Genomic DNA, 22148 nt, shown 5'->3' on the forward strand with positions numbered 1-22148 from the left:
GCCAACAGACAAGCGACCCGCCGCCGCCTTCCCGGGGATATATCCGCCTGGGACAGGGCGGCTAAGTCTCTGGAATCCCCCTCGCGTCCCATTGGTTTGGCGCCGGATCTCAATGGTTCTCCGGCCGGGTCCCGGTGGGAGACGAACGAGGAGAGCAGGGCGCAAAGGGCGCATCTTTACGTGCCTTTATAAAAACTTTTATATATATATAAATTTACATCGTACTTACACAGTAAGATGAATATTTATATATATATATTTTTTTTAGCGGAGGTCTTGTTTTTGCGCCCTTTGCGCCCTGGCTCCTTTTAGGGAGGCGGCGTTGGACCGGGCTTATCCTTTTGATCCTCAGTGTTCTCGGGTTTCTCAGGGTCGCTGTTCCCCTTCTCCTGCCCAGGGCGCAAGAAATTGGCTTTTACCTGTTCCGACGTGATCTCCGTGATCTCGAAAAGACGTTTTTTCCGGCGATTCCGTGAGCGAAAAACCTGCTTTTCCAGTACCTCGACCGACGTGAGTGTACACGAAAACGTGTCGGCGCGATACGTAAAAACGCTCTTGTTTTCGCCTTAATTCCGGTCTGTGTAAGACGCGATAGTGTGTCGAGGCGCTCCGGCTCGCGGAAGCAGGAGACAGTGGTGGGAAATAACAGGATGCTAAGGCGTTTGCAATAAAGAGGAAACCGTCTCTGTCCCATTTTAGGATTTTCACGCCTTGCCCGCATTTGCCGAAGGTTACCTCTTCTTCAACAAGAAAGTATTGATCTGCTTCACAAACTCCTCACGGGGAAGAGCTCCCATCGACATTTGAGGCTGTCCTTCCTTAGGGATAAACAAGAACGTAGGAATACTTTGTATACCAAAAGCGGCAGCCAACTCCTTTTCCTTATCCACATTTATCTTATAAACTACAATGTCATTCTTATACAGGATAGCCAAATCCCTTAAAATAGGAGCCACTTGCTTGCAGGGGCCACACCAGTCCGCATAAAAATCGACGATACAAGGCTTATCACCTTCATAAACCCATTTCGTGGCGTTCTTCTCGTAATTGAATACCTTTTGCAGGAACTCGGCCTTGTTTAAAGTAATGACCTCTCCCTTGGAAACGGTACCAACCTCACTTGATTTATCTGATTTAGCGGACATCGAGCAGCTTACCAATAGCAGCACAACCGAAACCAGCCATAAACTTTTCAACTTTCTCATATAGAAACCTTTTACTTGATTAATAAATTATTTGACGCAAAAATAGCAATAAAAAGGAGATTCCCACACATTCTGTATCTTAAAAGAAAAGAAGGCACGGGAGGGAAACTATCCACGGACATTTCCCCCTGCGCCAATTATATCTCAGTTATATCTTTTGCGGCAAGTTGTTTTATTGATGAATAGCCATTATATTTGTACGTTGTTTTAAACAGAGTACGGACTAAATAAAAAGTAAAGCATATGCACAATTGGTTTGAATGTAAGGTCTCTTACGAGAAAATGCTGGAAAATGGCATGCAGAAAAAAGTAACCGAGCCTTATCTAGTGGATGCCCTGTCTTTTACGGAAGCGGAAGCTCGTATTATCGAGGAGATCCGCCCCTTCATCACGGGTGAATTCACGGTAACAGACATCAAACGAGCTCGTTTATCCGAATTATTCTTCAATGAGAATGGTGATCGATTCTATAAGATCAAGGTTTATTTTATCACGTTGGACGAGAAGAGCGGAGCGGAAAAGAAAACCGCCGCGCAAATGCTTGCCCAAGCCACTACACTCAAAGAGGCCATCGCTGTATTGGAAGACGGAATGAAGGGGACATTGGCGGATTATACCATTGCCTCGGTAACGGAAACCCAACTGATAGACGTGTTTCCATTTGACGCAAACAGTATCCCCGGCGAGAAGGAAAGCGGCGAGAAACTGATAGCGGAACAAAAACAACAAGCTGAACAAAGAGGATAAAAACATGAGTATCGCTCAAAACATAGTACAACTGAAAACGTCGCTCCCGCAAGGGGTGACGTTGGTGGCCGTCTCTAAGTTCCACCCGGTGGAAGCGCTGTGGGAGGCTTACAACGCGGGGCAGCGAGTGTTTGGCGAAAGCAGGGCACAGGAGCTGAGCGCCAAGCAAAAAGTACTGCCTGAGGATATCGAATGGCATTTTATCGGTCCATTACAAAGCAATAAGGTAAAAGATATCGCTCCTTTTGTTCATTTGATCCATAGCATAGACTCCTTGAAGCTTTTGGCAGAGGTGAATAAACAAGCGAGAAAAAACGACCGCACGATCCGGGTATTATTGGAGATCCATGTGGCGCAAGAGGAATCCAAGCACGGACTCAGTCCCGAGGAATGCAAGGAGTTGTTGCGTGACGAGTCCTTAGCGGAATTCCGGCATATCCGTATTTGCGGATTGATGGGCATGGCTACCAACACCGATGATACAGAGTTGATACGGGATGAATTTTGGAGAATCCATGATTTATTTATCGAACTGAAAGAGACGCTCTGTAAAGACAACGTCGACTTCAAGGAGATATCCATGGGTATGAGCCATGATTACCCGATCGCCATCCAAGAAGGAAGCACCTTGATACGGGTAGGTACCGGTATCTTTGGCGAACGGGAGTATTAAAGTAATTATTAAATCTAAATATAGACAACATGATTGACATTAAAACCCAATACGCAGGGTTGACACTTCGCAATCCGATTATCGTCGGGAGTTCCGGACTCACCAATAAGGCGGAACATAACAGGGATCTTGAGAAAGCAGGCGCTGGAGCTATCGTATTGAAATCGCTTTTCGAAGAGCAGATCGAGCTGCAAAGCGAAGCTTTGATGCAAGACTCCGATTACCCCGAAGCCGCGGATTATATCCGTGGTTATGTAAAAGCGAATCAAGTAAACGATTATCTAGAACTGATCAAGAAGAGCAAGGAATTATGTACGATCCCTATCATCGCCAGCATCAATTGTTATAAGGCGGACGCTTGGATCGATTTCGCCCGCCAAATTGAGTTAGCGGGAGCAGACGCTCTGGAATTGAACGTATTCTTCATGGAAACCGAACTGACCGAAGATCTCGAGAGTATCCGGAATACGTATGTCAGTATCATCCGCAAGGTAAAAGAGACCGTATCGATTCCGGTTATCATGAAGATCGGAAAGAATTACAGCAATATTCCTTCGCTGGTTCATTTGTTGAAAGTAAACGGTGCTGACGGAGTCGTGCTATTCAACCGTTTCTATCAACCGGACATTGACATCAATAATATGCAGATCGTTTCGGGTAACGTATTTAGCAATCATTCCGATTTGAGCGATACGATTCGCTGGACGGCTATCGTATCCGGAAAGATCCCGGGAATCAGTATCGCTTCCTCTACCGGTGTGCATGATTGGGAAGATGTCATCAAATGTCTATTGGCCGGTGCTTCCGCCATACAGATGTGTAGCGCCGTCTATACACACGGGGCGGAAATCATCTCCCAAGTATTGACTTGCGTGGAAGAGTGGATGCATCAGGCGCATTACCAGTCCCTCTCCCAATTCCAAGGTAAATTAAATTACGCCAATATCTCGAACCCGGCGATGTATGAGCGTTCACAATTCATGAAATATTTCTCCAACAGAGACTAAAAGAGAACAAATCTTTAGTAGTAGAGGGTGTATCAAATTGAAGCTATTTGGTACACCCTCTGATTTTAACCCTGTAAGGGTTAGCTATTTTTTCAGAGATAGTCAAGTGGGTCAAACAAAAACATAAAAATCAAAAATAATTTCTTCAAATTCCGCTATGAGGCATTGAAGATATTCAATTTATGACTAATTTTGTTGTTATAATATAAAAAGCGTTGTTTTATGAAAAAAATGTTACAGGAGTTTAAGCAGTTCGCCATGCGAGGTAACGTAGTAGACATGGCGGTAGGTATCATTATCGGTGGTGCCTTCGGAAAGATCGTATCTTCTATCGTAGCGGATCTGATCATGCCGATGGTAGGTTTACTTGTAGGTGGCGTGAATTTCACGGATTTAAAAATCACGTTGAAGCACGCCGTAATGGAGGGAGACAAGGTGATCTCTCCGGCGGTCTCCATTAACTATGGAAGTTTCATACAAGTGACACTAGATTTTATAATCATAGCTTTCGCCGTCTTTTTACTTATCAAAGGTGTTAATGCTTTAAACAAGAAGAAGGAAGAAGCCCCGAAAGCCCCAGCCGCACCCCCTGCTGATATCCAATTACTTACCGAAATCAGGGATTTGCTGAAAAATAACAGATAAACACGAACCTTGTCGGTTGACTTACTGTTTTAAATGTGTTGTTCGGTTTAGCCGCAGGTGTAATTGTGGGTGAAGGTGCAACGTTTTCTCGAATCCATTCGTCTCATAAGAAAAGAGTATAAATTAATTACACTTCGTATGAGAACAAGAATGATGGCCTTATTTGCGTTGATCGCTTTTTGCGTGATGCCTATCGAGGCGAAGAAAGTAAAAGGGAATGGGGATATTATCACGAAAGAAATCTCCGTCGGAGACTATTCAGCGATAAAAGTCGGCTCAACCGCCATGGGGTATAGCGACAGTTGGTTCAGCCTATTCAGCCATGGGGAAAGCCCGTCGTACGTTTTCGAGTATACGCAAGGAGAAGCAGCATCCTTACGAATCACGATCGACGAGAACTTATATCCTTATATAAACGTTCAAGTAAAAAATGAGGAACTTTCAATTTCCACGGAGAATGGTACACAATTAAACCCTACCCGATTTAAAATAGAGGGCACTTCCAAGAAGCTGGGAAAAATCCAGATGTCCGGTTGTATGGATTTTGTCTTAAGAGGCGCTTTATCGGGGGACGATCTGGAAGTTATAGCGACAAGGGGTAGCGAAGTAAAAATGAAGCCACCGGTCGATGTATCTAATTGCATAATTGAAGCGACCGGCGGTAGCGATATTATCATCAACAACCTTGCTACCCGGATAATACGAGGTAGTGCCAGCGGAGGTAGTGATCTCAAGCTAGCGGGAAAAGCGGAGAATGGCGAGTATTCCGCCTCAGGAGGCTCGGATATCAAGGCTTATGATCTTATCTTGAACCAGTTGGTATGTTCTGCTAGTGGTGGTTCCGATATTTATACGCACGTGACCGATCATATCAAGGCTTCGGCAAGCGGAGGTAGTGATATACATTACAAAGGCTCGGCAAGATCGGATACATACACTTCCGGAGGTAGTGATATTCTAAAAGAGGGTGATTAGCACCCTCTTTTTTTTCTCCTTACACATTGAATCTTATAACGAATAAACCTAAAATCCGCGTCTCATCATCGATAATTAAAACTTTGCCCGTGCACCGGGGTTATTTATTGGGGCACACTTGATAGCAAAATACAAGATATACAAGAAAGCGATCAACGGGACGATGAAACCCAGCGCCATATTCCCCTCGCCGATATATCCCATCAGCACCGGACTGAATGCGCCACCGGCAACTCCCATCACGATATAAGAGGAGGCTTTCTTGGTATAAACGCCCATACCTTCCAGCCCCAAAGCGAAAATCGTAGGGAACATGATAGACATAAAGAAAAAGGACAAATAAAGAGCGTATAGCGAAAGCGTACCTACAGAAGCCACCACCAAAGCCATACAAACGGCACTCAACAAAGAATACCAAGTCAGCAAACGACCCGGAGCTAACCATTTCATCGTAAAACTACCGCTCAAACGCCCGATCATAAACAAGGCCATTCCACCGAATGCCAAAATACGAGACGCTTGCAAATTACTGATATCCGGATCCATCTCCGTCACGTAATTGATAAAGAACCCGAAGATTCCCGTCTGCGCGGCGCAATAACAGAATTGGGCGACCACGGAACGTACAAACTGCCTATGTTTCCATATTGAGACGGCGGGTTTCTCCTCGGCAATAGCGGTCACCTCCTCTTCATCTTCCGGCTTAATTTCAGGCAACTTCGTAAAAAAGAAGAGCGACGCTACGAACAAGACGATACCACCTACCAAGATATAAGGTTTAGTCAACGCCATCGAATCTCCCTCCGGTGCCCCGAATATCAACAAGCCTCCCACCAAAGGTCCCAATATCCAGCCCAATCCATTAAAAGACTGGGATAAGTTCAACCGTTGGGCGGCGGAAGCGGACGGCCCCAATATCGTAGAATAGGGATTCGCCGCCGTCTCCAAGATACAAAGTCCGCAAGCTATCACAAACAAGGCGATCAGGAAAGGCGTAGCCGAATGTAAGAAAGCCGCCGGAATAAACCCGAAAGCTCCGATAGCGAACAATAGCAAACCCATGATAATCCCTTTCTTATATCCGTAGCGTCTCATGAATGCCCCCGCCGGCAGCGCCATCAAGAAATAAGCGATATACGTAGAGAATTGCACCAAGCCGCTCTCTGCCTTGGTCATCGTGAAGACTCCTTGAAAATGCTTGTTCAGCACATCCAAGAGCCCGTGGGCGAACCCCCAAAGCAAAAACAAACTCGTGATCAAGATAAACGGGATCAAATAAGATTTCCCTCCCGGGGCGGCAACCAGCGACTGTTTCTTTTGTTTTTCCATCCTCCCGTCTATTTACTTGCGCCTGGCAATTTAAACATACATTCCATTAACTGCCATTTCTCGGACGAGGAGCTTCCCGGAGCAGCTTTCTGATACTTCGCCACAAAGTCCTCCCATTCCGCTTGCTTATCCATCGTCGCCAGACGGGCGAACGCCGCATCCCAATCAAAATCATCCGGTGTCTCCACAATCATGAACAACCGAGTTCCCAAACGGTAAATCTCCATATCTAAGATCCCTACCGCACGGATTCCTTCCGGTATCTCCGGCCAAATATGTTCCGGCGAATGCCAATAGCAATACTCTTTCATCAATTGCTCATCTTCTTTCAGATCCAAAGTCTGACAATATCTTTTCATAACATCGTTTTTTAAATAAAGTCGTAAAGGTACAAAAGTATCCTTAATCCAGATAAACATCTTCGAACGGATGCTTATAATAGGCATACATCCGTTGGATCTGCTCCGGGAGTACACGTTCCAAAGACAACGGGGGCAACTCCTGCACTCGAAAGAAACCTTTTCCCAAGATATCGAAGGTCTCGGTAAATACCCCGCCCTTTAACTCGCAAAGGATAAAAAACTTATATACATAATAGGGTATAGCGGGATGCGGATGCTTGCTCATATCCATCACGGCCAGCAAGCGTATCGGGAGCACATCTAAGCCCGTCTCCTCTTTCACCTCTTTCGCCGCTACCTCTTTCGGGGAATATCCCACATCGCTCCATCCGCCGGGCAACGACCAGCATCCGTCCATTTTCTCACGAACCAGCAAAATCTCGTCTTTCTCGTTAAAGACAACCGCACGGATATCGACTTTCGGAGTTACATACTCTTGAGCCGGGCGGTAAACACTGGCCACATCATCGGGCTTCAATCCCGTAGCCAGAGCCGTTATTTCATCACTTAGGCGGCTCAACTCTTCATAACGTTCCGTATCGTACTCACTTAATGAATAAACCAACCCCGTCTGAGACAAGGCCCGGATACGCTGGGCCAATAGAACCAACTCCTTACTTCTAGACATACAATTTTACTGTTTTAGATAACATGATCCTATGATATAGTTATTATAGATTGATCCGGACAACAGATAAATAACCGCCACGAGTATCACGATGACCAACACAACCCTACCTCTTTTCTCATATGCGAAGCGATTTACTATTTATTTCATTAAAACGTCTAAAGATAAAAGTTATTGTCCAATCTGCCATTCTACTATGCCATAATAACGCATATTATGCCAATATTACAGATCTCCGTTTCATTGTATCTTATTCCAGTTTCTAAAAGATATTATTCCCTGCATCCGCACCCCCCCCGAATCATAAGTTCCTCATGCGTGGGTTAAACCTTATTCAATCTCTTTTATCCGTATTAACACGCACATTATCAGATTGGCATGCCATTTGAAGTATCTATAGCGAATTCGAGGTTAAAAAGGACGAGAAAGTAATCGAGATCAAATAACCTCGATGCACTTCCCTTTGCAAAAACTCAACAAAACCGATCGTGGCTTGTTCTATGTTATAAACGACGTACATATAGGACAAGCCATGTCGTCTTATGAGAATGGTATGTTTTTTTATAGAGGTCAAAGCCCTAAAGCCTTACGAATCGCCTCACTCCACAATTCACCTAACCGGACCGCGCCTTTCTCATTCGGATGAAGATAAAACACTCCGGCGTTGCCCTTCTCCGCTTGGAAATCCGTTAAATGGTTTTCCTTAAAATAGTCGAATCCACCCGTATCTCCCAGAAAGACTTGTCCGGGGAAATGGGAGGCATAATAATCGACCAATCGTTGTATTTGCGGATAATAATCTTGAAGCCTTCGCAAGCCTTCTTCCAGATATTTAGCGCCATTATACGTATTCGGGCTATACCATAGAGGACGATGTACCACAATACGGCAACTCGGGTATAAAGCCAATAAGCGATTGATAATTGTCTTCATGTTCTCATAATACCGCTCAGGCGCTACCGGGCAACCGTTCGTACCTTCTATCGCGCTATCGTTCGTACCTAGCATAATAGAGAATACCAAATCCGCCCAAGTCTCATCCTTAAATTTATCGGCAGCACGTACGGCCCACGGGAAGAGCGTATTCGTATCCGGCAAGTAATCAACGGTAGTGCAGCCGCTCTGTCCTCTATTGGAATACTTAACCGAAGCCACTTCCGGACACTTGCTTAAAAACAACGCGGCCTTTACAGGAGGCGCGTCACGGGCCGGTTTCGGCAACCCGGCGCCAAACGTGATACTATTCCCGATGAATACGATATTCACATAACGCTTATTGTTTGCGGCTGAAGCAGACCAACACATAACGATACTTATCAAAATACAGATGACTCCCTTCATTCGTCTCATGGTTCCCATTCAATTGATTCTCCCGCGAAGATAAGAATAAGAAGTAATGATCGGGGCGGTATCCGCATTTTTTAATGTCAACCGATATCCTTGATCCTCTCGTATCGCTTTAACTAAGTTGGCCATAGCGATGCCCCCGCCCAATTAGCGTATGCCATCGACATTTTCTTTCGGTTTTTGCTACCTATCTACACAACTGAAAATAAATTGCAAGGCCACCCAAAGCATACAGCATCCAAAAATAATATACCTTTGCGCCTTAAAGTTGCACATGATAAATAGTATAGATTTATGAGAGCAAGAGTAACCTTATTAGTATTCGCCATTCTTTACAGTTTCACGAGTCTGGCACAAACTAATTTTGAAAAACACTTCACGAAGAAAAGTCTTCGGATTGATTTCGCATTGAGCGGGAATTGGGATTTCCAAGCCGCCGCCATACAACAACTCCGGGAAGAACCCATCTGGGCAGGGCCGGTCAGAAACTTGATCGATCCGTTTGGTTATGGAGGATATTATGTTAATGTATACGATAAGACCGGTAAAGAGCTGATCTATTCGCGAGGATTCAATACGTTATTCGAAGAATGGAGAAGTACGGAGCAAGCGAAGGCCGAGACACAGTCTTGGACAAATAGTGTCTCTATCCCCTATCCGAAAGCTCCTGTCATCATTGAGATTACGGCAAGAGACAAGGCCGACATGCAGTTCCATCCTTTATTGAAACAAGAGATTGATCCGGCCAGTATTTTTATTGACCGAGGGAAACTCAAGGAAAACCGGATCACAAAAATCCAATACAACGGGGACTCTTCCGAGAAAGTAGACCTCGTATTTTTAGCGGAAGGCTATACGGTGGATGAGCAAGAGAAATTCGTAGCTGATGCCAAACGTTTTACGGAGGCATTGTTTAAAACCCCTCCTTATGACACGCGCCGGGAAGATTTCAATATCTGGGCGGTAGATGCCGTTTCGGAAGAATCGGGAACAGATGTATCCGGTAAAGGTATATTCAAGAATACCGCATTGAATTCTGGTTATTATACGTTTGGTGTAGATCGCTATTTAACCACTCCGGATATGAAATCTATACGTAACGCCGTATGGAATGCTCCTTGCGACGCGATCTTTATCTTGGTAAACACAGACGCTTACGGTGGTGGCGGCATGTACAATTTTTACGCCATGGGAACCGCCGATAACCCACGTACCCCGGTCGTATTCGTTCACGAGTTCGGACATAGTTTCGCGGGTCTGGCAGATGAATATTTCAGTTCCGAGGTCGCTTATCAAGATTTTTATAACTTGAAGTACGAACCTTGGGAACCGAACATCACGACCTTGGTTAACTTCGATGCGAAATGGAAAGATCTTTTGCCGGCTAATACACCGATACCTACCCCATTAGACGATGCTCATAAGGATAAGGCTGGTGTATTCGAGGGAGGCGGTTACCTCACAAGAGGTATTTATCGCCCGATGGATCACTGTATGATGCGTGATTACGCTCCATTCTGTCCGGCTTGCAGCCGGGCGATCTTACAAATGATCGATTACTTCACAGATAAACCGATAAAACATTAAAATCCGCAACTATAAATGTCGCGAAACGCATATTTCGAATATTTCATGTAAACATGTGATTCATGTATGAACAAAAATCGCTACTTTCGCGCAATAAAAAAACTCATCCCGTAAATATAAAATCTTATGGCAATCTACTTAAACGATGTATCGAGAACATTTGGCGAGTATTTACTTATTCCCGGTTTAACCACCAAAGAATGTATTCCTGCAAACGTTTCATTGAAAACGCCGCTTGTGAAATTCAAGTCTGGCGATAAATCCGCTATTGAATTAAATATCCCTTTCGTTTCAGCGATCATGCAATCGGTTTCCGGCCCTAAATTGGCGATCGAGTTGGCTCGCAACGGAGGACTTTCTTTCATCTTCGGCTCGCAACCGATCGAAAGTCAAGCGGATATGGTTCGCAAAGTAAAGAAGTTCAAGGCCGGATTCGTTATCAGCGACTCTAACCTTACGCCCGAGAACACCTTGGCCGATGTGCTTGAGCTAGTCCGCCGGACGGAACATTCCACGATTGGTGTGACAGACGACGGTACGCCTAACGGCAAATTGCTAGGTATGGTAACCAGCCGCGACTACCGTGAGGGCAAAGACCCGATGGACATGAAGGTAAAGGATTTCATGACCCCCTTCGCTAAACTAATCGTCGGCGAGTTAGGTATGACCTTGAAGGAGGCGAACCAGATTATCTGGGATCACAAGTTGAATACATTGCCGATCATCGACAAGGACCAGAAGCTTCAATACTTCGTCTTCCGCAAGGACTACGACAGCCACCGCGAGAACCCGAAAGAGTTGTCCGGCGGAGATAAGAAATTATTGGTAGGTGCCGGTATCAATACCCGCGACTATAAGGAACGTGTCCCGGCATTGGTAGAGGCAGGGGTCGACGTATTGTGTATCGACTCTTCCGATGGTTATTCCGAATGGCAGTACGAGACCTTGCACTGGATCAAGGACACTTATGGAGACAAGGTATTGGTTGGTGCCGGAAACGTGGTTGACCAAGAGGGTTTCAACTATTTGGCTGACGCCGGAGCGGATTTCATCAAGGTAGGTATCGGTGGGGGGTCTATCTGTATCACCCGGGAGCAGAAAGGTATCGGCCGCGGACAGGCTACGGCCTTGATCGACGTAGCGAAAGCCCGCGATGAGTATTTCAAGAGACACGGCGTTTATATCCCTATCTGTAGCGATGGCGGTTTGGTACACGATTATCATATGGTATTGGCGTTGGCTATGGGAGCCGACTTCCTGATGATGGGCCGTTATTTCGCCCGCTTCGACGAGTCTCCTACGAAGAAGATGAAAATCGGGAACAACTTTGTGAAGGAGTATTGGGGTGAGGGATCCAACCGTGCGAAGAATTGGCAGCGTTATGACATGGGAGGAAACGAGTCCTTGAAATTCGAGGAAGGCGTGGACAGCTATGTACCGTATGCAGGAAAATTGAAAGATAATTTGAACGTGACATTGGGTAAGATGATCGCTACGATGTGCAGCTGCGGTTCCATCTCCATCCAAGCGTTGCAACAGCATGCCAAGATCACGCTTGTCTCCTCTACGAGTATCGTTGAGGGCGGTGCTCACGACGTGATCCTGAAAGAACAGAATTAATTGCAATTTACACATTCAATAATCCACCATGAAGGATCTGGAGAATGGATATTATTCGCGAAATAACCCCTCTATCGGAAAAGGACTGTTTTTACATCGCAGACCGGCGTAAGACAGAATTTACCTATCCGATCCATTGCCACTTGGAGTACGAGCTCAATTTCATCGAGCACGCTCCGGGGGTAAGGCGTGTGGTCGGTGATTCCGCGGAAGTGATCGGAGAATACGAGTTAGTATTGATAACCGGGAAAGAGCTGGAGCATGTCTGGGAACAGAACACCTGTAAATCGCCTCTGATCCATGAGATCACGATCCAGTTCTCTCCCGATCTCTTCGGGAAGAATCTATTGGAGAAAAACCCATTCAACAGTATCCGGAAAATGTTGGAGAAAGCTCAATGCGGCATCAGCTTCCCGATGTCTTCCATCCTGAAGGTTTACCGTTTACTGGGAAAGCTGGTATCCGAGGAGCAAAGCTTTTATGCGGTAATCAATTTCTTCACTATCTTGTATGAGCTTTCCGTCGAGGAAAACTACAAGGTATTGTCCAGCTCCTCATTCGCGAAAATAACGGATATACATTCCGAAAGCCGTCGTATCCAGAAAGTACAAACTTACATCAACGAGCGATACCAACAGGACATCCGCCTGAACCTGCTGGCGGAGCTCGCAGGTATGACCCCTTCCGCTTTCAGCCGCTTTTTCAAGTTAAGGACAGGGAAGACCCTTTCCGACTATATCACCGATATCCGTATCGGTTACGCCTCCCGCATGTTGGTAGACACGCAACGGTCCATCGCCGAGATTTGCTACGACTGCGGCTTCAATAACCTCTCGAACTTCAACCGTATCTTCAAGAAAAAGAAGAACTGTTCTCCCAAAGAGTTCCGGGATAACTACAAAAAGACAAAAATCATTGTATAAGAGACCTTTTTAACAGGGACAAATACATATTCCCCCCTATTTCTATACAAAATTCCCCCTTCTCTTTACCTTCACACCTCTATCTTCGCGACCAATCGCAGGGCTTTCATGCCTACGGCTTCCCTATCGCTGTGTTAAAAATACACGCGGGCAAAAAAGTATTATTCTTGGATAAAATAGTATTTGAACGCACTTGGGATGCAACGTAATTTTGCGACATAAATTAACAATATATATATTAACAACAAAAAAAATTGCCTATGAGAAAGGACCGAGAATCTAATGTTTTTAGCAGTTAACCGCTAATGGCCCTATTGAGTAAATGAATTTTAGTTTAGCCTTATATGATTTAATGTAAAAAATAATGAATTCAACAATTAAGAAAACGACGCTGTTTTTAGGCGCATGTATGGCCTTCCAGCTAGGTGGCATACCACAAATGTTAGCCGCTCCTGGTACTTCGATGGAAGTCATGCAACAAACAAAAAGAATCACTGGTACCGTGAAAGACGCGACAGGAATGGAAGTCATCGGTGCTAATGTAGTCGTAAAGGGAACAACGAACGGAGTGATAACCGATTTGGATGGTAAGTTCAGCTTAGAGGCCGCTCCCGGCTCTATCATTGAGATCTCCTACATCGGCTATATGACCCAAGAGATTCCTGTAACCGCCCAAACATCCAACCTACAGATCACCTTGAAAGAAGACACGCAGAGCTTGGACGAGGTAGTGGTAGTAGGTTATGGTGTACAAAAGAAAAAATTGGTGACCGGCGCTACCGTAGAGGTAAAAGGCGATGAGGTCGCCAAGCGTAATACGATCAGCCCGTTAAGCGCGTTGCAGAATCAAAGCCCGGGTGTCAACATCGTGGCCTCTTCCGGTCAGCCGGGTGACGGATTTAAGGTAAACATCCGCGGTGCCGGTACGAATGGAGATACGTCTCCGATCTATGTTATTGACGGTGTAGCCGGTGGCGATATCAATTCCTTGAACCCCTCCGATATCGAGCGTATCGACGTATTGAAGGATGCCGCATCCTCCGCCATCTATGGAGCACGTGCCGCCAACGGTGTGATCTTGGTGACAACCAAGCAAGGCAAACAGGGGAAAGTACAAGTAGGCTATGACGGCTATGTAGGTTGGCAAAATATCGTAAAGATGCCACAGACATTGACCGCGAAGCAATATATGGAGGTACAAGACCAGATCAACTTCAACGCAGGTGTAGCCCCATTCGACTGGACAAAATATTTAGACGCGGACTTATTGGATGCTTACCGCAGTGGGGCAAACCCCGGGACAAACTGGTTGGAAGCCTTGCGCAACAAAAACGCTCTCACGACTTCCCATTCCGTCAACGTCACCGGAGGTTCCGAGCTGTCTAAGTTCTCTACCGGTATCGGTTATCAATATCAAGACGGTGTTTTCGGAGGCCCGGTAAAATCAGATTACAAGCGTTTCACCCTTCGCTTGAACTCAGAGCATATACTTTGGAAGAACGATGATCTTGAGGTCATCAAATTCGGCGAGAATGTATACTATCAACACGCGGAGAAACAAGGTATCAGCATTGGCGATCAATACTCAAACAGTATTTACAGCATGTTATCGGCCAATCCGCTCGTACCCATGTATGATAAAGACGGCAACTACTTCGATTATGACGACCTGATCGCGCAAGGGACCGGATCGATGGGTCTGCTCGGCCTGAACCAATACATCGGAAACCCGATGAATTCTTTGGTCAACAATAGCAGTGGCAACAACAAGAGCAGGGGACATAACCTGACCGCGATCGGCTATATCGAGGTGCAACCTATCAAGGACTTGAAGTATAAAGGGCAGGTATTCTACAAGCAAAACTCCAACCTTTGGAAAAGCTACGACGGTATCTATCATAACAATAACAACGACATGAATACCGACGACACTATGCAGCAAAACATGACCATTGGCTGGAATTGGGGTATGACGCATACGTTAAGCTACGCTTTCGACATCAAAGAAAACCATTTCGATGTCTTGGTTGGTACAGAATACTCGCGAGAAGGCAATAACATGTCTGAGACAATGACCGGACGTGCTACAACCAGTGTATTCAATGACTTCGCGCACGCTTACCTCAATAATTTCTCCGGACGTACGAATGGAATCTTAGGAGGCTATCCAACCGATGATCACTCGCTACTTTCTTACTTCGGCCGTGTTAACTACGACTTAAAGGAAACCTATATGCTCAGCGCGATCATTCGTGCGGATGGTTCCTCTAACTTCGCGGACGGACATCGCTGGGGTTACTTCCCATCATTCTCCGCGGGCTGGGTAATCAGCAACGAGCATTGGATGGAGAATACACACGATTGGATGGACTTCTTGAAAATTCGCGCCAGCTGGGGACAGAACGGTAATGAGAACATCGGTGCCTACAAATACGCCGCCGCTTACGCGTTCGGTGACTTTGGACTGTATTCCTTCAACAGCGACAAGAACGGTGGAACACAAGGTGCTTACCCCTCCTTGCTTCCGAATAACGAGATCACGTGGGAAACATCCGAACAAACCAACGTCGGTTTGGACGCACGTTTCGTCAGCGGTAAGCTAAGCGCGAGCCTCGATTGGTACAACAAGAAGACAAAAGACCTCCTACTGGAAGTTCCGGTCTCCTCTATCAACGGATTCGCCTCAAAGATGGCTAACGCCGGCACCGTAAAGAATACCGGTGTGGAATTGTCATTGAACTGGAGAGACCAAGCCGGTGATGATTTCACGTATGGTATCGGCTTGAACCTCGCGCACAACAAGAATGAGGTAACCGAGGTAAACAATGGTATGCATTACGTAAACGGTGGTAATAAATACCTGTCAGAGGGAACCACTTACATGGCTCGTATGGAAGAAGGATTCCCGATCGGCTACTTCTGGGGATACAAGACAGATGGTGTCATGCAGAGCGCGGCGGATGTACAAGCCTACCTGCAACAAAACTGTGGCGGCAACGCCGAGAACGCTTTGCAAGGGACGGCAATCGCTCCGGGAGACTTAAAGTTTGTCGATATGAACGGCGATGGAAAGATCTCAGAGGAAGACAAGACCGAGATCGGAAACCCACATCCGGATTTGACCATGGGCTTAAATCTTGATTTCTCCTATAAAGGATTCGATTTAAGTATCTCTACATACGGGGCATTCGGAATGCAGGTAGCTCACACGTATCGTAAGTTCGGTAACGGGCAATTTGACAACTATACCACGAATGTCTACAACTACTGGCACGGTGAAGGTACCTCCAATCGCTACCCCATCCTCTTGCCGGGTAATACGGTCAACCACATTAACATATCAGACATCTACGTTGATGACGCGGATTACTTCCGTATCCAGAACGTAACCTTGGGCTACGACATCAAACGGCTGTGGAAGAGCTGTCAGTTCCAGCAACTCCGTCTGTATGTATCTGCCCAGAACCTGTTCACATTCACCGGATACAAGGGTATGGATCCGGAGAACGGTAAGGCCCTGCACGGTGACACACCTTGGATCACCGGCGTAGACGTAGGTAACTACCCGCAAGCGAGAACCTTCATGGTTGGTGTTAATGTCAAATTCTAATTAATCGAACTATTATCAAAATGAAACAAGTAATATATTTATTAGGAATAGCCGCTTCACTCACGATCGGAGTATCCTCCTGTACGTTGGATGCCGAGAATTATGTGGTGAAGGGTGGCGGTAACTTCCCCGCCAATACAGAAGACGCCAACCAAGCGCTGGCCGGTGTCTACCAAAACTTAAATCAAGTATCCGCGACACCGCAATGTTCGTTTCTCTACACAGCGATGCTGGCAAGTGATGATTGCCTGGGCGGAGGCGGGCCCAACGATTTGCAGATGCAGTCATTGGATATGATGTTGAACTCCCAGAATGATATGACCCATCAATTCTGGAAAGATCGCTATCAAGGTATCAATCGGGCGAATGCTTTGCTCGACGGCGTTAACGCCGTCGATCTGGCGGAGGCAGATCGCAACGTGATTGAAGGCGAGGCCAAATTCCTCCGTGCGTTCTACTATTACGAGCTGGCTTCCATGTATGGCAGGGTACCTCTGTCGATCACTGCCCAATCGGCCGAGCCGGTACAACCGACTAGCGCGGAATTATGGGGACAGATCCTACAAGATCTACGCGATGCCTGCGAGGTATTGCCGGCGATTCGTAAGACAGACGGGCACGTAGACAAATACACAGCCGAAGCGATGCTGGGACGTGCCTTCTTGTTCTACACCGGTTTCTACGGAAACGGTGACGATATCTCCGCGTTGACCAGTACGACTTATTCTCCTATGACCTCCGTAGCCTTGCCGGATGGTACGACATTGAACAAAGACCAAGTAATCGGATATATCGACGATTGCGTGAACAATTCCGGTTATTCCTTGGTAACCTCCGATTTCCGTAACCTTTGGGCCTATACGAACAAGTATACGGTGGAAGACTACGAATACACCAAAGGCCAGGGCCTAAAATGGGTAGAGGATGATAATGCCGTAAACCCGGAGACTTTGTTTGCCATCAAATACAACAAACTGGCATCCTGGGGTACAACCATCGGCTACGCCAACGGCTTCGCCCTTCACTTCGGTGTACGCGGTATGTCGGGCGTAGCGGAATCGTTCCCCTTCGGACAAGGCTGGGGAGCCGGACCTGCCGCACCCAACTTGGTAAACGATTGGAAAAGCGCCGAGCCGAACGACATGCGCCGTGATGCTTCCGTATCCGACGCGACCGCATGGGCCTCGCAAGGCTGGGTTCTCGGCGGCGGCGGTGAGTTCATCCAAGAGACAGGCTACTATTCAAAGAAGTGGCTTCCCGTGTGCGCAAAGAACGGAGACGCATACTCTGTATGTTTTGAGAACTTGATGTATGGAACAGATGGATGGGCAGCAGGTTCCGAGAATCTACAACTGAACAATATCCACGACTTGGTATTGATCCGCTTCGCCGACGTGCTGCTGATGCAGTCTGAGTTGAAAGAAAATGTAGACGGTATCAACCGGGTACGTGCCAGAGCAGGTTTGTCCCCGATCGCTTCCTATTCTTTGCAAGCTTTGCAAAACGAGCGGCGATGGGAGCTGGCCTTCGAGGGAATACGTTGGAACGACATACGACGTTGGCACATAGCGGCAAGCGCACTCGATAAGCAATTAAACGTGAAAGTCTACAGCAATGGCGTAGAAGACACCAACAAGGCGCACGCCGGGGGCTACGCCGCTCGATATAACGCTACGGCCGGTTTCTGCAAGATCCCCGAGAGCGAGATCGACAACTCCAACGGAGGTATCACGCAGAATCCCGGATGGGATGGCGCGGACAGCCAATACTCTCGTTGGTAATACGTAACATTAATGTTTCATTCTAAATAAACAGAAAGTAATGAAGAAATTCTTATTAGCAATATCAGCATTCGCCCTTGTATTTACATCCTGCGATCCTACTGAGATCGAGGAGGGTAGCATGGGAGCGAGCATAACTGCCGAGCAATTGCAAAGCCGGGTAACACTGACGCAGACTACGGCCGGGCAAAACAAGTTCACGTTCGAGACCAATCCTTCCATCACGGTGCAAGTATTGGATCAAGATGGCAATATCCTGACGACCGGCACCTCCGGATCCATCATCGGAACTCCTCCGTTGACAGGCCTGATCGTCCGGGCGATCAATCAAGACGGCTCCTTGGTTTCTTTCAAGAATGATGTGACCGTCACCGAGTACGTAGATGTCCCTGCCATCTACAAGCATCTATTCGGTCCGGAATACAGCAACCGCACATGGGTATGGGATACAGAAGCCTCGGATGGCGTTTGGGGTAACGGTGGTTACATGAGTAATTCCGGCCCGGGATGGTGGATTATCCAAGCGGCCGATCTAGACCAACAGGCTATTGACAAGGGTTATCCGGATGATACCATCGAGAAAGGATGGATGAAATTCACCTTAGGCGGGAAAAAAGTAGAAATGAGCCGCGGTGAGAGTGGTACGATCTCATGGGATCTCTCCGCCATCGCCATGGAAGGTTGGGACATCGGTACATTGTCATTCGACGGAACGACTCCTTTACTGGGAATACAACCGAACGACGGCAACTCCAAGGAATACAATTATCATATTTTGGTAACAGACGATGATCACTTACGTCTCTGCGCTCCTGAAGCCGGAGCAGGTCAAGGTGGCACAGCTTGGTTCTGGAATTTCAAAGTGAAGAAATAACAGACACGTCCGAGGGATAAAGAATATCACTCAATCAGGTAGGTCAGGAAACGAAAGTTTTCTGACCTACTTTCGTTTCCAGACCTCTGTGTGTCCATATCAGGTTTCTCACCACAGATCTAAAGATGCCAGGACGTTGGGCATCGAAACTGCCTGGAATAGGGTCATGAACAACCGTAGATAGGCGCGCTAAACCTGTTACAATCCTATCGTAATCCAGTTACTTTCCTCTTCCAATCCTCGAGGAAGAAGCCCGGGGACGCGACTCAATGATTATGCTTCCTTATTCCTTTTGAGTTCCTTCTTCTGATCCTCTTTCGCCAGAAGCACGACGTTGTACACGAAGTCCGTGATCCATTGCTCAGAGTAACCCAGTTTCTCGGCATACTTACGCACGCTCCACGCGGCCTTCTGTACGCTGACCTCCTTCCACTCGGACTTGGTCAAGATATCGTGAACCGTCTTCATCGTCATGTTATACAGCAACTTCTTCACCAGCATGGAAAAGCGGAACTTCCACTGCATCAGATTGCCAAGCAAGTTGAACAAGTCATTGCAGAAGCCTTGGAACATGAAGAAATAGGTCTTGATATCGTTCTGGTTCTTGCAGTTCTTCTTCACCGAGCTGTCGATCTCCTTGAAGAAAGCCTCGCTCAGGCCGTAATCCTCCATCAAGACCTTGCGCACACGGGATTTCTCGGCAACTCCCAATTTGTTATTCTGGGTCGGTATCTTCAACATGCGTTTGAACAAGGCCATATCGGCGAGTATGTTCAAGTTGGTGACACCCAAGTTTACGGCCATGACGGCTTGATAATATACACGGATCAAAGATACGAACTCCTCCACGGAGCCTTTACCGGCCTCTTCTGCCTCGGATACGTTCTTCTTGAATAGTTTAGAGATAAAATTCATCGTACGATTATTAAATGGTTTCGAGTCGCGAATATACGAATTCCACGTCATAATCCATGATCTTTTAGGTTTTACCCTGGAAGATGGGAATTCTTTGTTGTTTCAGCCTTCATTCACGGTGATAAGAATCGATCGCCTCCCGGACGGAGCCATGCAGCAGCAGGAGGTTCTTGCTCCGCTCGTAATCCAGACGAAGCTCTTCCATGATCATGCGGGTACCGCGGTCTACCAACTTTTGGTTGGTCAGTTGCATGTTTACCATCCGGTTCCCTTTCACCCGGCCCAGCTGGATCATCGTGGAAGTCGTGATCATATTCAACACCAACTTCTGGGCCGTACCGCTCTTCATCCGTGTGCTTCCGGTGACGAATTCCGGACCTACGACCGGCTCAATGGCGATCTCCGCCTCCGCCGCCATCGGTGAATCCGGGTTGCAGGAGATAGAGGCCGTCAAGATCCCCTCGGAACGTGCTTTGCGGAGGGCGCCGATCACATAGGGAGTCGTACCCGAGGCGGCGATCCCCACCAGGGTATCGGCCGTATGGATATGATATTGTTGAAGTTCCTGCCAAGCCTTATCCGGATCGTCTTCCGCCGACTCCACGGGATTCCGAAGCGCCCGGTCACCACCGGCGATCAAGCCGATCACCAAGGTGTTCGGCATACCGTACGTAGGCGGGATCTCGGAGGCATCCAAGACCCCCAAGCGGCCACTCGTACCCGCCCCGATATAGAAGAGCCTACCGCCCCTCCGCATTCGCTCTACGATGCGGGTTACCAACTTCTCGATCTTCGGGATTTCCCGGCCAACGGCGATCGCCACTTTCCGATCCTCGTTATTGATACCCTCCAGCAACTCCCGGACTGACATCTGATCCAGATTATCGTACAACGATTCCGACTCGGTTATCTTTTGAAATGCCATCGCTCACTCGTTTTTTTCTTTGTTTGTAAAATGATACCGGATCAATCCGTCCATGGGAGCCTGTACGACCGTACCGACCTTCAAGCCCAAGGATAAGGCCGCCGCTCTCAATACCTCTTGATAATAATAAGCGATAGAACCTACAAAATGGATCGGGTACGTGTCAGCTCCCGGATATGGCGCCACGTTACGGAGGAAGAAGCTACGGAAATTCGTATAGACCAAATTATAAATCGGTTGTTCCCGGATATTCTCCAACAAGAAAGGGGATAAGGTAGCCAAGAAACGATTGGGGAAAGGTTGTTTATAGACCCGTTCCAACAATAAGGCGGGCGTCAGCTTATATTGATCCATAAACTTCCGGGCCAAAGGCTCCGGTAACTGACGCTTCAAGCAATCCCCTACCAGCGACTTCCCGAGTACGGCTCCGCTACCCTCATCCCCCAGGATGAACCCCAAGGGGGGGATATGCTCCGTTATCTCCGTACCGTCGTACAGGCAAGCGTTCGATCCCGTACCCAATATACAGGCGATTCCCGGACGGTTCCCGCACAGGGCACGAGCCGCCGCCATCAAGTCGCTATACACCGCTATGGGAGCCGCGATATAAGGCATAATCGCCTCTTCCACGATCCGGTTCTTCTCCGGGAAGGCACAACCGGCGCCATAGAAGTAAATGGCATCGACCCGCTCTCCCTTCAACGCGGGCAATAAGGCATCCCGAACTTCCACGGCGATCTCCTCCCGCGTCTGGAAGTAAGGATTGGTACCCGCTGTCACGACCGTACGCACCGGCCTGCCTTGATCCGCCAAGCACCACTCTGTCTTTGTAGATCCGCTATCCGCGATTAATATCATATACTTATCAGCATTTCAAATCCTGGGACACAATGATGACCATTGCTGTCAACAGAACTTCATGATTCAGGTTTAAACGCTACAAATGTAGAAATAAT

The 22148-nt window shown here is 47.2% G+C and carries 20 protein-coding genes; 12 read left to right on the forward strand and 8 right to left on the reverse strand.

The window, feature by feature from the left end; all coding sequences use genetic code 11:
• Positions 1-192, forward strand: a 192-nt coding sequence (locus tag G7Y39_RS13495) for a hypothetical protein (RefSeq protein ID WP_206225144.1), incomplete at its 5' end; no start/stop codon positions are given.
• A 539-nt stretch (positions 193-731) separates the two neighbouring features.
• On the opposite strand, the gene trxA is transcribed toward G7Y39_RS13495, so the two are convergent.
• Positions 732-1205: a thioredoxin gene (gene trxA, locus G7Y39_RS04545; RefSeq protein WP_165155503.1), complete on the reverse strand. Its 474-nt coding sequence runs from the start codon at positions 1203-1205 to the stop codon at positions 732-734.
• Positions 1206-1448: 243 nt separating this feature from the next.
• On the opposite strand from trxA, the gene G7Y39_RS04550 reads away from it, so the two are divergent.
• The 5 genes from G7Y39_RS04550 to G7Y39_RS04570 all read left to right on the forward strand — a co-directional run bounded on the left by G7Y39_RS04550 (position 1449) and on the right by G7Y39_RS04570 (position 5252).
• Positions 1449-1952, forward strand: a complete 504-nt coding sequence (locus G7Y39_RS04550) for a DUF4494 domain-containing protein (RefSeq protein WP_165155505.1) — start codon at positions 1449-1451, stop codon at positions 1950-1952.
• A gap of 4 nt (positions 1953-1956) precedes the next feature.
• A complete protein-coding gene (locus tag G7Y39_RS04555; RefSeq protein WP_165155507.1) occupies positions 1957-2625 on the forward strand; it encodes a YggS family pyridoxal phosphate-dependent enzyme in 669 nt (222 codons plus the stop codon).
• A 29-nt stretch (positions 2626-2654) separates the two neighbouring features.
• Complete coding sequence (locus G7Y39_RS04560; protein WP_165155509.1) at positions 2655-3632, forward strand: dihydroorotate dehydrogenase-like protein; 978 nt, start codon at positions 2655-2657, stop codon at positions 3630-3632.
• A gap of 222 nt (positions 3633-3854) precedes the next feature.
• A complete protein-coding gene (gene mscL / locus G7Y39_RS04565; RefSeq protein WP_165155511.1) occupies positions 3855-4277 on the forward strand; it encodes a large-conductance mechanosensitive channel protein MscL in 423 nt (140 codons plus the stop codon).
• A gap of 138 nt (positions 4278-4415) precedes the next feature.
• Complete coding sequence (locus G7Y39_RS04570; RefSeq protein WP_165155513.1) at positions 4416-5252, forward strand: head GIN domain-containing protein; 837 nt, start codon at positions 4416-4418, stop codon at positions 5250-5252.
• Between the two features lie 75 nt (positions 5253-5327).
• On the opposite strand, the gene G7Y39_RS04575 is transcribed toward G7Y39_RS04570, so the two are convergent.
• The 4 genes from G7Y39_RS04575 to G7Y39_RS04590 all read right to left on the reverse strand — a co-directional run bounded on the left by G7Y39_RS04575 (position 5328) and on the right by G7Y39_RS04590 (position 8960).
• Entirely contained in the window at positions 5328-6581 is a 1254-nt protein-coding gene (locus tag G7Y39_RS04575; protein WP_165155515.1) for a sugar MFS transporter, read from the reverse strand.
• An 8-nt stretch (positions 6582-6589) separates the two neighbouring features.
• Positions 6590-6940: an L-rhamnose mutarotase gene (locus G7Y39_RS04580; RefSeq protein WP_165155517.1), complete on the reverse strand. Its 351-nt coding sequence runs from the start codon at positions 6938-6940 to the stop codon at positions 6590-6592.
• Positions 6941-6983: 43 nt separating this feature from the next.
• Positions 6984-7610, reverse strand: coding sequence for an NUDIX hydrolase N-terminal domain-containing protein (locus tag G7Y39_RS04585; protein ID WP_165155519.1), 627 nt, complete (start codon positions 7608-7610; stop codon positions 6984-6986).
• A gap of 570 nt (positions 7611-8180) precedes the next feature.
• On the reverse strand, positions 8181-8960 hold the full coding sequence (locus tag G7Y39_RS04590; protein ID WP_206225145.1) for a GDSL-type esterase/lipase family protein: 780 nt from the start codon (positions 8958-8960) through the stop codon (positions 8181-8183).
• A 291-nt stretch (positions 8961-9251) separates the two neighbouring features.
• Between G7Y39_RS04590 and G7Y39_RS04600 the strand changes: the two genes are divergently transcribed.
• From G7Y39_RS04600 to G7Y39_RS04625, 6 genes are all read left to right on the forward strand, one after another.
• On the forward strand, positions 9252-10544 hold the full coding sequence (locus G7Y39_RS04600) for a M64 family metallopeptidase (protein ID WP_165155521.1): 1293 nt from the start codon (positions 9252-9254) through the stop codon (positions 10542-10544).
• Positions 10545-10670: 126 nt separating this feature from the next.
• Entirely contained in the window at positions 10671-12164 is a 1494-nt protein-coding gene (locus G7Y39_RS04605; RefSeq protein WP_165155523.1) for an IMP dehydrogenase, read from the forward strand.
• Between the two features lie 44 nt (positions 12165-12208).
• Positions 12209-13087 (forward strand): AraC family transcriptional regulator, encoded by an 879-nt coding sequence (locus tag G7Y39_RS04610; protein ID WP_165155525.1) that lies wholly within the window; start codon positions 12209-12211, stop codon positions 13085-13087.
• A 364-nt stretch (positions 13088-13451) separates the two neighbouring features.
• Complete coding sequence (locus tag G7Y39_RS04615; RefSeq protein ID WP_165155527.1) at positions 13452-16697, forward strand: TonB-dependent receptor; 3246 nt, start codon at positions 13452-13454, stop codon at positions 16695-16697.
• A 20-nt stretch (positions 16698-16717) separates the two neighbouring features.
• A complete protein-coding gene (locus G7Y39_RS04620) occupies positions 16718-18478 on the forward strand; it encodes a RagB/SusD family nutrient uptake outer membrane protein (RefSeq protein WP_165155529.1) in 1761 nt (586 codons plus the stop codon).
• Between the two features lie 40 nt (positions 18479-18518).
• Positions 18519-19352 (forward strand): hypothetical protein, encoded by an 834-nt coding sequence (locus G7Y39_RS04625; protein WP_165155531.1) that lies wholly within the window; start codon positions 18519-18521, stop codon positions 19350-19352.
• Between the two features lie 273 nt (positions 19353-19625).
• Here G7Y39_RS04625 and G7Y39_RS04630 read toward each other — a convergent pair whose 3' ends face one another.
• The 3 genes from G7Y39_RS04630 to G7Y39_RS04640 all read right to left on the reverse strand — a co-directional run bounded on the left by G7Y39_RS04630 (position 19626) and on the right by G7Y39_RS04640 (position 22050).
• A complete protein-coding gene (locus tag G7Y39_RS04630) occupies positions 19626-20267 on the reverse strand; it encodes a hypothetical protein (RefSeq protein WP_165155533.1) in 642 nt (213 codons plus the stop codon).
• Positions 20268-20376: 109 nt separating this feature from the next.
• A complete protein-coding gene (gene murQ, locus G7Y39_RS04635) occupies positions 20377-21192 on the reverse strand; it encodes an N-acetylmuramic acid 6-phosphate etherase (RefSeq protein ID WP_165155535.1) in 816 nt (271 codons plus the stop codon).
• Between the two features lie 3 nt (positions 21193-21195).
• Positions 21196-22050 (reverse strand): BadF/BadG/BcrA/BcrD ATPase family protein, encoded by an 855-nt coding sequence (locus G7Y39_RS04640; RefSeq protein WP_165155537.1) that lies wholly within the window; start codon positions 22048-22050, stop codon positions 21196-21198.
• Positions 22051-22148 lie beyond the last annotated feature (98 nt).

Source organism: Parabacteroides sp. ZJ-118, assembly GCF_011038785.1.
In the GTDB taxonomy this organism is placed as follows: Bacteria; Bacteroidota; Bacteroidia; order Bacteroidales; family Tannerellaceae; genus Parabacteroides.